General features: G+C 43.3%; 14 protein-coding genes. 2 read left to right on the top strand and 12 right to left on the bottom strand.

The features are described 5' to 3' along the window. Positions 1-112 precede the first annotated feature (112 nt). Complete coding sequence (gene metG, locus AC08OG_RS06785; protein ID WP_292355869.1) at positions 113-2,131, top strand: methionine--tRNA ligase; 2,019 nt, start codon at positions 113-115, stop codon at positions 2,129-2,131. A gap of 99 nt (positions 2,132-2,230) precedes the next feature. Here metG and AC08OG_RS06780 read toward each other — a convergent pair whose 3' ends face one another. From AC08OG_RS06780 to AC08OG_RS06725, 12 genes are all read right to left on the bottom strand, one after another. Next, positions 2,231-2,791 carry a PepSY domain-containing protein gene (locus AC08OG_RS06780; RefSeq protein ID WP_292355871.1) on the bottom strand — a complete coding sequence of 187 codons (561 nt, stop codon included), beginning with the start codon at positions 2,789-2,791 and terminating at the stop codon, positions 2,231-2,233. A 172-nt stretch (positions 2,792-2,963) separates the two neighbouring features. Then, on the bottom strand, positions 2,964-3,401 hold the full coding sequence (locus tag AC08OG_RS06775; RefSeq protein WP_292355873.1) for an Hsp20/alpha crystallin family protein: 438 nt from the start codon (positions 3,399-3,401) through the stop codon (positions 2,964-2,966). 140 nt (positions 3,402-3,541) lie between these two features. Further along, positions 3,542-4,198, bottom strand: coding sequence for a response regulator (locus tag AC08OG_RS06770; protein WP_292355875.1), 657 nt, complete (start codon positions 4,196-4,198; stop codon positions 3,542-3,544). Next, entirely contained in the window at positions 4,191-5,519 is a 1,329-nt protein-coding gene (locus AC08OG_RS06765; RefSeq protein ID WP_292355877.1) for a histidine kinase, read from the bottom strand. The genes AC08OG_RS06770 and AC08OG_RS06765 overlap by 8 nt, the downstream gene beginning before the upstream one ends. Before the next feature lie 258 nt (positions 5,520-5,777). Further along, entirely contained in the window at positions 5,778-5,999 is a 222-nt protein-coding gene (locus AC08OG_RS06760; RefSeq protein ID WP_292355879.1) for a hypothetical protein, read from the bottom strand. A 449-nt stretch (positions 6,000-6,448) separates the two neighbouring features. Further along, positions 6,449-6,784, bottom strand: a complete 336-nt coding sequence (locus AC08OG_RS06755; RefSeq protein ID WP_292355882.1) for an SUF system Fe-S cluster assembly protein — start codon at positions 6,782-6,784, stop codon at positions 6,449-6,451. A 3-nt stretch (positions 6,785-6,787) separates the two neighbouring features. After that, entirely contained in the window at positions 6,788-7,234 is a 447-nt protein-coding gene (gene sufU / locus AC08OG_RS06750; RefSeq protein WP_292355884.1) for a Fe-S cluster assembly sulfur transfer protein SufU, read from the bottom strand. Continuing rightward, positions 7,234-8,457 (bottom strand): cysteine desulfurase, encoded by a 1,224-nt coding sequence (locus tag AC08OG_RS06745; protein WP_292355885.1) that lies wholly within the window; start codon positions 8,455-8,457, stop codon positions 7,234-7,236. The genes sufU and AC08OG_RS06745 overlap by 1 nt, the downstream gene beginning before the upstream one ends. Beyond that, positions 8,450-9,754 carry a Fe-S cluster assembly protein SufD gene (gene sufD, locus AC08OG_RS06740; protein WP_292355887.1) on the bottom strand — a complete coding sequence of 435 codons (1,305 nt, stop codon included), beginning with the start codon at positions 9,752-9,754 and terminating at the stop codon, positions 8,450-8,452. Before sufD ends, AC08OG_RS06745 begins: the two co-directional genes overlap by 8 nt. Then, a complete protein-coding gene (gene sufC, locus AC08OG_RS06735; protein ID WP_292355889.1) occupies positions 9,751-10,518 on the bottom strand; it encodes a Fe-S cluster assembly ATPase SufC in 768 nt (255 codons plus the stop codon). The genes sufD and sufC overlap by 4 nt, the downstream gene beginning before the upstream one ends. An 81-nt stretch (positions 10,519-10,599) precedes the next feature. Beyond that, complete coding sequence (gene sufB, locus AC08OG_RS06730; protein ID WP_292355891.1) at positions 10,600-12,048, bottom strand: Fe-S cluster assembly protein SufB; 1,449 nt, start codon at positions 12,046-12,048, stop codon at positions 10,600-10,602. Continuing rightward, the gene (locus AC08OG_RS06725; RefSeq protein ID WP_292355893.1) at positions 12,041-12,529 is read right to left on the bottom strand and encodes an SUF system Fe-S cluster assembly regulator; all 489 of its coding nucleotides are present in this window, start codon (positions 12,527-12,529) and stop codon (positions 12,041-12,043) included. The genes sufB and AC08OG_RS06725 overlap by 8 nt, the downstream gene beginning before the upstream one ends. A gap of 236 nt (positions 12,530-12,765) precedes the next feature. On the opposite strand from AC08OG_RS06725, the gene bamJ reads away from it, so the two are divergent. Continuing rightward, entirely contained in the window at positions 12,766-13,389 is a 624-nt protein-coding gene (gene bamJ / locus AC08OG_RS06720; protein WP_292355895.1) for a BamJ family beta-barrel-assembly machinery protein, read from the top strand. Positions 13,390-13,413: the final 24 nt, after the last annotated feature.

Raw genomic sequence — 13,413 nt, 5'->3', positions numbered from 1 at the left:
AATAGAGTCTGATAAGGTTTGTTAGCCTTTCATGGTGGCCATGAAAGATTAACAGACCCTAGTTAATCTGTTATCTTTGACGGTTTTCTAACGGCTTAATTCCGGTTTATTTATGCAACGAAAGATTCTGGTCACCAGCGCACTTCCCTATGCCAACGGTTCTGTCCATTTGGGACATCTAGTTGAATATATTCAGACAGATATCTGGGTACGTTTTCAAAAGATGCGGGGCCACGAATGTCATTATGTATGTGCCGATGATGCCCATGGCACGCCAATTATGTTGCGCGCACAGAATGAGGGCATTACCCCGGAACAATTAATTGCCGACATCAGCAAGGAACATCAGGCGGATTTTGCCGAGTTTGCGATTGGTTTTGATAACTATCACAGCACACACAGCGAAGAAAACCGCCAACTGGCCAGCCAGATTTATCTGGCAAATCGTGATGCCGGACATATCGAAAGTCGTACCATCAGTCAGGCCTACGATCCAGAAAAAGAAATGTTCTTACCGGATCGTTTTATCCGCGGTGAATGCCCCAAATGTGGTGCAGCCGATCAATATGGTGATAGCTGTGAAGTTTGCGGTGCCACATATGATCCAACCGAATTAAAAAACCCTGTATCAGCCGTTTCTGGCGCTACTCCCATCACTAAAGAGTCTAAGCACTATTTCTTCAAACTAGGTAATTTTGAACCAATGCTGCGTGAATGGACTCAGGGCGACCATTTACAGGCTGAAGTAGGACGCAAACTCGGTGAATGGTTTGACAGCGGTCTGCAGGATTGGGATATCTCACGTGATGCACCCTACTTTGGTTTTGAGATACCGGATGCGCCAAACAAGTTTTTCTATGTGTGGCTGGATGCTCCGATTGGCTATTTAGCCAGCTTCAAAAACTACTGTGATCGCACCGGTGTGGATTTTAATGAATTTATGCGTGCCGACAGCCCGACTGAAATGGTGCACTTTATCGGCAAGGATATTATCTATTTCCATGCGCTGTTCTGGCCGGCCATGCTTAAGGGTGCCGGTTTCAGATTACCAAACCGTGTGTATGCGCATGGCTTTCTTACCGTTGATGGTAAAAAAATGTCCAAGTCGCGTGGCACTTTTATCAAGGCCCGCACTTATCTGAATCATCTGAATCCGGAATATCTGCGTTATTACTTTGCTGCCAAGCTGAATAACACTATTGAAGATATCGATTTGAGCCTGGAAGATTTCCAGAGTCGCATTAATTCAGATCTGGTTGGCAAGGTTGTGAATATTGCCAGCCGCTGTGCCGGTTTTATCAATAAACGCTTTGATGGAAAATTAAGTGACTCATTGACTGATGAAGCATTATTTAACGCATTCACCGATCAATCTGAGTCGATTGCCAGACGTTATGACAATCGCGAATTTGCTCAGGCAATGCGCGAAATCATGGCGTTGGCAGACAAAGCCAATCAGTATATTGATGAACAAAAACCCTGGGTGCTGGCGAAAGAAGAAGGCAAAGACGCAGAAGTACAAGCCGTTTGTAGTATGGGCATCAATATGTTTCGTGTTTTGATTGCTTACCTCAAACCTGTATTACCACGAACGGCTGAACAAGCTGAAGTTTTCTTAAAAATTAGTCCATTGCAGTGGGCTGATATTGGTCAACCATTATTAGGTCATACTATTGAACCGTTCAAACCTTTAATGACTCGGGTCGAACAGGACAAAATTGACGCTATTATTGAAGAGTCCAAAGAGAATATGGCTGCAACAGCTGCCCCCACCAAAACAGCTGAAAATATTGATCCGATTGCCGAAGAAATTCAGTTTGATGATTTTGCCAAAATTGACTTACGCATCGCCAAAATTGTTAATGCCGAACATGTCGAAGGTGCTGAAAAACTGCTGAAACTGACGTTGGATATCGGACTGGCTGAAAAACAGGTATTTGCAGGCATCAAATCTGCTTATGCACCTGAAGATCTGGTCGGTAAATTAACCGTGATGGTCGCAAATCTGGCCCCACGTAAAATGCGCTTCGGTTTATCAGAAGGCATGGTGCTGGCCGCAGGCCCTGGTGGTAAGGACTTGTTTATCCTAAACCCCGATGAAGGAGCAAAACCGGGAATGCGGGTTAAATAATCTTTGAACCGTGAACTAAGCACTCAAAAAAGACCTGATGTAAAACACATAAAAAAAGCCGGCATGATAGCCGGCTTTTTAGTGTTACCAAGACTGATTTTATTGTTTCAGTTCTTTTTCCATACCAATTTCATACAACTCTAAATTGGCTTCTTCAATTTCACCAGTTACGGCATTTACATCTACTTTATATTCGCGGCCATGTTCATTCACGATATCAAATTCATAAGTGACCGAACCTTCGTAACCGATTTCATATTCATTGGAAACTACTTCGCCCGGAATGAAATCCAAAGCCGTTTGACGAGCTGCTGATTCTTCAATTTTGGCGTATTTCTGGAATGTAGGATCATTTGCTTCTACTTCACGCTCGACTTCGGTGACAAAACCTTCTTCAGCATTACATTCGACATTGTAGGTACTGCCATTTGCCGAAGCTTCAATATCAAACTCATATACTGGGTCATCACCTTCCATTTTCATTTCAAGTTTACGAACATTGCCAGGAATGGTATCCAAAGCAGCATCCATACACGTTTCCATTTTGACCAGTTTCCATTCACGGATATCGTCAAGATCATAGTTGTCGTTATCAGCCAATGCCATTGAAGATAAAGACATTGTGACTGCAGCTGTTAATAATGTAGCTGTATGTTTCATAGTATTGCTCCTTAAATATAAAAACCTGCTTCCATTCTCTACCCGCAAGAGCAATGTTGGTTATCTTTTTGAATTGATTAGCTAACCCCTAACCCGGTTATCATTATATTGGGAATTTTTCCTGTATACAAAAAAGCCCCGGAAAATAACTTTCCGGGGCTTTAATTTGATTTTACTGCTGAACATTCACCTCAATGCGTTTGGGTTGAAGCTGTGGCATTTTAGGAATCGTCAACTCCAACACCCCATCCCGTGAAGCGGCATTGATGTTATCTACATCAGCGGTTTCCGGTAGGGTGAAACGCCGCATAAAACTGCCACTGAAGCGTTCAATACGTTTGTAATTATCCTTTTCTTCAATTTTTTTACTGTCACGCACACCTTTAATGGTCAACAGACCATTTTCGGCTGTCACTTCAATATCAGCGGCTTTAACGCCGGGCAAATCAGCGTGAATAATGAAACTCTCTGCGTTTTCCTGAATATCAACTGCTGGTGTCCAATCCTCTTCACTGAAGTTGGTTTCAGCGGCCGGTGACTGGAATAGCGTCGACATTTCACGCTGCAGATTATCAAGCAGACTGTAAGGTCTATAACGTTGAATAGCCATAAAAACACCTCCATAACAAGTTCATCATGAAGACGAATACTGTCTTCTGATCAGCAAGATTGGGATGTGTCAAAAAAAATTCAAGAGGCTTGCAATACTTTTAAATTAACTATTAGTTATCAACTGGATAGCAATTAAGGTTAATGTTTAATAATACCTAATACAACGGCAATATTCGCCAGATCTGCCGTGGTGTTTACATTCAGTTTATTTTTAATCTGTGTGTTGTAGTTCGCCACTGTTTTATAGCCTAAATGTAATTCTGCAGCGACTTCATGTGCAGTCATCCCTTTAGCCGTCAGACAAAACACATCAAACTCTCTTGGCGATAACAACTCCACCACCTGACCGTAATGCAACGTATCACTGGGATGTTTGAAATCATCTATATTGGGCAAAATATCCTGTTCAATATAACGTTTGCCCTGAGATACCGCTAACACGGCTTCTGCCAGTACTTCTGCAGCACTGTTTTTAGTCACATAGCCTTTAGCACCGGCCTGAATGGCACGCTCGACATAGATCGATTCATCATGAATGCTGTAGACCAGTATAGTGGCCTGTGGATCCTGCTTTTTAAGACGACGAATGGTTTCCAATCCTCCAATGCCGGGCATGGATAAATCCATTACCACCACATCAGGACGCTTGCGTTCATATTCATGACAGGCCACTTCGCCACGATCAACATCCACTATGTCGCCAATAAATGGTTGAGAATCCAGTAACATTCTGAATCCGGCTCTCACCACCTGGTGATCATCTACCAGCAATACACTTATCTTTTTATCATTCATTCTCTGTTTTCTCTATGATTGGCATCCATACACTGACATTAACGCCTTTTCCTGCTTCAGACTCGAATCTGAAACGGCCTCCCATATTCTCAACCCGTTCTCGCATGGCCAATACCCCGAACCCATGTCCGGAAGTCTCACCGCCTTGCCCGTTATCATGGATCCGCATAACTACACGTGGAGAGGTATGCTCGCCCTCCTGCCGAATCAGTAATGTTACCTCAGTGGCATTGGCATGACGCACTACATTGGTGAGACATTCCTGTGCAATTCGATAAACATGTATCGCCAATTCATGTGAAACATCATCCAGACAGTCATCATAATCCAGTTTTATCACCAGATCGGGATGCCTACGACGCCACTCATTAACAAGATCGGTCAGCGTTGCCCCCAAGCCTAAATCAGCAAGACTTAACGGATGCAAGGTTCGCATCATGGAACGAACCACGCCGGCCAAATGGTTACATATTTCAGCGATTGAATCGGAAATTTTTGCTACATCCGTACCCGGCTGGCGAATCGCTGTAGACATGGCTTTTATAGCAGTCAACGATTGGCCCATTTCATCATGCAATTCGCGGGATAAGTTTCGTCTTTCGGATTCCTGAATCTGCATTGTATGACGGGCTAACGCCTGATTATTCTCTTTGGCGACTTTCAAAGCATCAGACAAGTGATTGATTTCTGTGGCAATAGCATCGAATTCACTGATTTTGAAGGGCGGTAGTTTACGTCCATATTGTCCAGACTCTACACGCCTAAGCCCAACAACAATCGTCCGCACATTTTGTAGCATGGAATTGAATACAAAATTAATGGCTAAAAATATTACAGCGACCATTGTCATTACTGACCAGAAATAAGCTTCCGATTCCTCCCAGGCTTCAGCAATTTCATCCATCGGATCAGCTCGAACAATAATTTTTTTTACTCTGCCATCAGCAAGTTTTATGTCATATTTTGAAGATGGATAGGTAGTTTTAACAGCTCGTTGAAACCATTGAGGTGGTAACTCTTCATCTATATCATCAGATACAAACCATTCTACTTCCTCATTCTCTTCATTAATAAGACTTATATGTAGATGACGGGTATGTTGAATCGCACTAATTTGCTGAAGCCATTCATATTCAGTCATGGAAGTTCGGGATAAATGGCTAAATCCCAAATCAATCATTTGCAGGGCCAGATTGAACGAAGAATTTACCTCACGTTCAACTGAATGACGTGCTTGCCATATTGTTAACAAGCCCCCCACAAGAATAATAATGATCACCGAAAATATAATTCGACTATTGATCAGGCCTCTTAAGCTCATATAGCGCTCTCGATATCACATGGAATGAGAATAATCATTGCTCCTTAAACTAATGTTATGTGTTTAGTTATTATTAATTAACATAAAAGCTAAACTGATAAAGCATCATTATCAATATAATTCAATGAGTAAACTGAGAAATAAAATTACTGTGAATAGCTTAAATGGCTTTTTCAATCATTATTCACAAAGGAAAAAAAGGTGATTTTTTATTTGAGGTATTTGTTAGAGGCACCCGCTCCTTGCCCAATGAACAATTCAATTCGAGCCTACCGTATCTTTCGAGGTGCTTTTAACTGGCATGTCGATAACAAACCGATATTGCTTACCAAAGTGTAATATGACTTCTTTCTGGCCACGCTTGAGAATCTTAACTTCGATATGAATATCACTGTAGCCGTCATGTGCTAATACATCATCGATCATGTCAGTGAGTTTGAATTTGAGTAATTCGGCAGAGTTTGTGGTGGCAATGTTCATATTATCCGGCTCAGTTTGATTTCTGTGAGTGGATAGTAGACAAAGAGGAAAATATCCCATATAGGATATTTTCCTTATTTTGTTAATGACGCTATAAAAATAGAGAAAAACGGACTTAAGCAATTGTTTTTATATTTAATTATTAATTCTAATTAAATTTAATAATAAATCAGTTCACTACACCGTTTAACATTGATAAACCGAGTCTACACATAAGAAGAATAAAAGGAATTCCTCCTATATGCGGTGGCGTCTAAGATGACTATGATTAACTCCAACAGCTTGCTAATGAGATTCTCTCGGGGCTTAGCCCTGAAATAGTTGCTAACTGTAGTGTTAAAGTTTGTTACCTCTTCAGATTGGTCATGCGATCTGTTTAACCGTGGATAGACCTATCCACGGTTTTTTTTTGCCACAATTCTCTACTTGTCAAAGTTAACCAAACAAACTTAAAACATACCTAGTTGTAATTGAGCGGCTTCGCTCATTTGGTCTCGAGTCCAGGGTGGATCCCACACCAGTTCAACATGCACTTTGTTCACACCGTCAATGCTGCTGATTTTGTTTTCTACATCCCCGGGAAACGTCTGTGCCACGGGGCATCCCGGTGCGGTAAGCGTCATTTGGATAACCACATTTCCGGATTCACTCACATCAATCTCATAGATCAATCCAAGCTCATAGATATTGACCGGGATCTCGGGATCAAAGATGGTTTTGAGCATCTCAATTACATCTTCTTTTATATCTTCAGCGGTAAAAGGTTGTACCTGATTGTCGTTCATAAATTACTCAGTACTAATCGAAATATCATGATCACTGTCTATCGCGGCGTGCACGGTATGCCAGGACAAAGTCGCGCATTTTACCCGTGCCGGAAACTCTTTAACACCACTAAGCACTTCCAGTTTGCCCAGCAGGTTTCGGTCAGTTTCTTCACCGGTCATGGATTTATGTACCTGCTCGTAAATGGCCTGAGCTTCGTCAATGGTTTTGCCTTTCAAAGCTTCAGTCATTAATGATGCAGAGGCCATGGAGATGGCACAGCCGCTGCCTTTGAAACTGACATCATCAATCTTATCGCCATCAAGCTTGAGATAAACCACCAGCTTATCGCCACACAACGGATTGTTGCCATGCGCAAGATGATTGGCTTTCTCAATCTCACGAAAATTACGTGGCCGTTTGTTGTGATCCATGATCACTTGCTGGTAAAGCTCTCTTAAATCACTCATCAGGCAAAAAGCTCCTGTGTCTTTTGTATGGCGTTAATTAATGCGTCGACTTCTTCTTCTGAGTTATAGAAGGCAAATGAAGCACGTGCAGTGGCCGGAATATCATAAAACTCCATTACCGGTTGAGCACAATGGTGCCCGGTGCGAATAGCAACGCCTTGTTGATCAAAAATAGTGCCTACATCGTGTGGATGAACGCCTTCGATCATGAAAGAAATTACTGCAGCTTTCTCGGCAGCGGTACCAATAATGTTGACACCAGGCAAAGACTCAATTTTGCGGGTCGCTATCTCCAGCAAGTGATGTTCCTGGGCGGCGATATTATCGATCCCCACCTGCCACATATAATCAATCGCTGCACCCAAACCGATAACACCGGAGATATTTGGTGTACCTGCTTCAAATTTGGCTGGCAGCTCGTTATAGATGGTTTTTTCAAAACTTACCGAAAGAATCATATCGCCACCACCTTGATAGGGTGGCATGGCGTTTAGTAGATCTTCACGTCCATACAACGCACCAATACCAGTGGGTGCAAACATCTTATGGCCGGAGAACACATAAAAATCACAATTCAGATCCTGAACATCGACTGTCATATGCGGCACAGCCTGTGCACCATCGATTAATACCGGAATATTTTTCGCGTGGGCTTTTTCAGTCATCGCTTTAACTGGATTGATGGTGCCCAGTGCATTGGAGACATGACCGATAGCCAGAATCTTCGTGCGTTCAGTCAGCATGGTATCAAATTGCGTTAAATCCAATTCACCTGTCTGAGTCATCGGAATCACTTTGAGTTTGGCACCAGTCTGTTCACATAGTATCTGCCACGGCACGATATTGGCGTGATGTTCCAAATGACTGATCAGTATTTCATCATTTGCTTGCAGCTTTGGTCTGACAAAGCTTTGCGCCACCAGATTAATCGCTTCGGTGGCTCCACGGGTAAAGATGATTTCTTTATCTGAGTTGGCATTTACAAATTGGCGAACTTTGCCACGGGCTGCTTCATATAAATCGGTAGCACGTTGACTTAACTTATGTACACCACGATGAATATTGGCATTATCGTGCAGATAATAATGACTGACGGCATCAATGACCTGACGTGGTTTCTGGCTGGTGGCGGCATTATCCAGATACACCAATGGATAGCCATTAATCTCCTGATGCAGAATCGGAAAGTCCGCACGGATAGTATTAATGTTCAAATTACTCATGCACACCACCTTTAGGTAAACGTTTTTCAATTACCTGGGTAATAGATTGTTTGAGTTCCTGATTGGTAATGCGTTCAATCACGTCAACCGCAAAGGCAAAAGTCAGCAAGCTACGAGCACTAACTTCATCGAGACCACGGCTACGCAGGAAAAACAATTGATCTTCATTGATTTGACCTACTGCACTACCATGTCCACATTTGACATCATCGGCATAGATTTCCATTTCCGGTTTGGTATCAATTTCACAACCACGAGACAACAGTAAATTGCGGTTGCTTTGATTGGCATCGGTTTTCTGGGCATCTTTATGAACGATTACTTTGCCGTTAAACACCGCATGGCTTTGTTCATCCAATACACCTTTGTAAACTTCTTCACTGGTGGTATTTGGGACGCTGTGATCAATGCGAGTGTGATTATCTACATGCTGTTCTCCGGTCACCAGATACAGACCGTTCATCGTCACATGGGATTGCTCTCCCAATAATTGGCTGTGTACATCGTTTCTGGCGAGTTTTGCACCTAGAGAAATATTGGTGTTATGCCATTTACTGTCAGTAGCCTGTGAGGCAGCCATAGTGGCAACATGATAATGCCCCAGTGATTCACGCTGTAATTTGTAATGAAATAATTCTGCATTTTCAGCCAGACTTATTTCAGTTACTACATCGGTCAAACCATTGGCTTTATCATTGCCAGCATAGGTTTCAATAAAGGTTGCCTGACTGTCTTTTCCAAGCACAATGACATGACGCAGATGCATTGCGTAATGTTGCGTATGGCCGCTGTTTACCACGATTAATTCAATCGGTTTATCAATCTTTGTATTTTCAGTTACCTCTATGAAAACCCCCTCATTCATCAACATGGTGTTCATCGCATTAAAGCCTGGCTTTTCCATGCTGATTTGTTGATTGAGAAATTCGCTGGCGCGCTCAATTGATTGAGATAATGGCGTTACGGTAAGCCCATCAGGCAGTCTGTCAATGGATGATGCAGTCAAATCCACACGACCATCGACAATCACCAGACGATAGGCATCTTCAACCAGCTTCAGCTCATGAATATCAGCATATCCTGGTTGGGATACCTGATGAACAAACTGTTCCTGACCAAACTGCCACAGGCTGGTGTATTTCCAGTCTTCTTCTTTTCTGCCGGGTAAGCCCATTCGTGCAAACTGATGCTGAGCTTGTTCACGCAGGGTTTTCCAACGTGCGTTGTCAGCCACCATAATGTCACGGCTGTTAGCAACAGCAGAAAAATCGGTATGAATGTCTGTTAATACTTTCATGCAGGCTGCCCTTCCGGCTCTGGTGCATCATGCACCCAGCTATAGCCGGATTTTTCCAGTTCTTTTGCCAATTCTTTATCACCCGATTTTACGATGCGACCTTCAGACAACACATGGACAAAATCGGGAACGATATAATCAAGTAACCGCTGATAATGGGTAATCATCACAAATGAACGCTCAGGACTACGCAAGGCATTAACCCCCTCAGAAACGGTTTTCAGAGCGTCAATATCCAGGCCTGAATCGGTTTCATCCATAATGGCCAGTTGCGGCTCCAGTAAGGCCATTTGCAGGATTTCATTACGTTTTTTCTCACCGCCGGAGAAACCTTCATTTACACTGCGGTGTAAAAACTGTTCGTCCATCTTGACCAACGCCATTTTGCTGCGGACCAGCGTCAGGAAGTCGATGGCATCAAGCTCTTCCAGACCCTGATGTTTACGAATGGCATTTAATGCGGCTTTAAGCAGATAGATATTACTGACGCCGGGGATTTCTACCGGATACTGAAAAGCCAGAAACACGCCGCGTCTGGCACGCTCTTCAGGTTCCAGTTCCAGCAGGTTTTGACCTTTATATATGACTTCACCCTGGGTGATTTCATAGCCTTCACGACCTGTTAATACATTTGACAAGGTGCTTTTACCGGCACCATTTGGTCCCATGATGGCATGAACTTCGCCAGCATTGACCGTCAGATTGATACCACGCAGAATTTCTTTGCCCTCAATTGATGCGTGTAAATTTTTTATTTCCAACATTTTCATAATTATTCTCTATTCATTTTTTATAGGTTAAGCGGCCTGACCCGCCCAACATGTAGTTATGTAAGTGAACGCTGTTTAACCAACCGAGCCTTCCAACGACAAGCCCAGCAGGTTCTGAGCTTCAACCGCAAATTCCATCGGCAGCTCACGAATAACCTGTTTACAGAAACCGTTGACAATCATTGATACAGAATCTTCCACATCAAGGCCACGCTGCTTGCAATAAAACAGCTGATCTTCACTGATTTTTGAAGTAGAGGCTTCGTGCTCAACCTGAGCACTCGGATTTTTCACTTCAATATACGGAAAGGTATGCGCAGCACATTTATCGCCCATCAGTAACGAATCACACTCCGTGTAGTTACGCGCATTCTCGGCATTGGGTCCAATCCGAACCAGACCGCGGTAGGCATTGGATGATCTACCAGCCGAAATACCTTTGGAGATAATGGTCGAGCTGGTGTTTTTACCCAGATGGATCATCTTGGTTCCGGTGTCAGCCTGCTGCATATTATTGGTAACAGCCACTGAGTAAAATTCACCTACAGAATTATCCCCCTGCAAAATCACACTTGGATATTTCCAGGTAATGGCTGAGCCAGTTTCGACCTGAGTCCAGGAGACTTTTGAACTTTCACCACGACAGGCTGCACGTTTTGTTACAAAGTTATAAATACCACCTTTGCCGTTTTCATCACCGGGATACCAGTTCTGCACAGTGGAATATTTAATTTCTGCACGATCCAGTGCCACCAGTTCTACTACCGCCGCATGCAGCTGGTTTTCATCACGCATAGGCGCTGTACACCCTTCCAGGTAACTCACATAGGAGTCATCATCAGCAATGATTAACGTCCGTTCAAACTGTCCGGTATTAGCCGCATTGATACGGAAATAAGTGGAGAGTTCCATCGGACAACGCACCCCTTTGGGGATATAGACAAAAGAACCATCGGTAAACACAGCACAGTTCAATGCAGCGTAATAGTTATCTTTATAGGGAACAACACTACCCAGATATTTTTTGACCAGTTCAGGATGCTCATGAATGGCTTCTGAGATTGGCATAAACAGGATGCCCTGCTCGGCCAGTTTATCTTTAAAGGTATTCGAGACTGAAACGCTATCAAACACCGCGTCAACTGCAACCCCTGCCAAACGCGCCCGTTCGTCTAATGGTACACCCAGCTTTTCATAGGTACGCAATAGTTCCGGATCAACTTCATCCAGGCTTTTTGGTCCATCAGTTTTTTTCTTGGGAGCTGAATAATAACTGACTGACTGATAGTCGATTTCAGGATAATGGACGTGTGCCCATTCCGGCGTTTCCATCGTTAACCAATGGCGAAAGGCTTTCAGGCGCCATTCAAGCATGAACTCCGGCTCACCTTTAATAAGGGAGATCTGACGAACCACATCTTCATTCAAACCCGGTGGCAAACTGTCTGATTCAATATCAGTATAAAAGCCAGCTTTGTATTCTTTCTGGGTAATTGCTTCTAGTTGTTGTGTTTGATCATTCATGTTGATCACCATCCTGTAAGGTAACTGTTCTTGCCCTGTAATTGGGCGGGTAAAATTGAACTGTTCGCGGCGCTGAAACTGTTGGCGCCAGCATATCGGCTAACTTGACCTCATCCAGCGCGTGAAATACGGCATTATTGATTTGGTTCCAGTTTGTCTGCACGGTGCAATGCGTTTCCTGATCACAATGCGTAACAGTACTTACGCATTCCGTTAAAGCGATAGGACCTTCAATTGCGGTAATAATCTGCGCGACGGAAATACTGGCGGGATCTCCACTTAATGTATATCCACCCTGCGCGCCACGTTCTGAAGTCAGTAGTCCTCCGGCTGACAACACTTTTAAAATTTTTCGCACCGTCGGCAATGGCATATGCACGGCATCAGATAGCATGTGGGCACTATGCTGTTTGCTTCGGTGCTCGGCTATGTAACTCATCAGCACAATGCCGTAATCAGTCAATTTACTCATGCGTAACATTTGACGCCCTCCTAATTGATACCATTATAGTATCATTTGAACGAATAACCAAGTGTATTACTCGGCTATTCAATCTGAAAGCTGTGAAAAAATATGAGACAATCGCATGGCGAACTTCGCGGCTGATAAGATCTCTAACGCACGCAAGCTAAATTATTTTATTTAAAATTTGAGAGTCATAAGACATGAAACTGAAATATCTCGCTTTCCTTCCCGTTTTATTTGGAGCTAATGTAATGGCAGAAAACGCCACCCTCGATACCGAACAACAAAAACTCAGCTATATCTTCGGCATACAAGTCGGTCAACAAATGATGATGGAAGGTGTAGAGCTTGAAATGGATGCATTCAGTGCAGGTGTTGCCGACATGATGGCTGGCCGTCAACCACAGATGGATCAGGCAACTGCGCAGGAAATCATTGGTAAATACCAGCAGAAAAAATCACAAGAACTGGCTGCAATGATGAACAAAAAACAAGCCGAGTCTAAAGCCTATATGGCAGAAAACGCTAAAAAAGACGGTGTAGTCACAACCGATAGCGGCCTGCAATATGAAATTCTTGAAGAAGGTGATGGCGCAACACCAAAAGCAACTGATAAAGTCATCGCCCATTACGAAGGTACTTTGATTGATGGTACTGTATTTGACAGCTCTATTCAGCGTGGTGAACCAGCAACCTTCCCAGTGAATGGCGTTATTCAAGGCTGGCAGGAAGTCTTGCAGATGATGAAAGAAGGCGGTAAATGGCGCGTGGTCATCCCAGGCAATCTGGCTTATGGTCCACAAGGTGCCGGTGAAATGATTGGCCCCAATGAAACTTTGATTTTTGATATCGAGCTGATTGCGATCACGCAGTGATAATCATTTAAAATCGACTAAAGC

The sequence above is a fragment of the Methylophaga sp. F7 genome (assembly GCF_056863975.1).
Note: the sequence above shows the minus strand (reverse complement) of the source record. Positions and strands in the feature narration are given on the sequence as shown.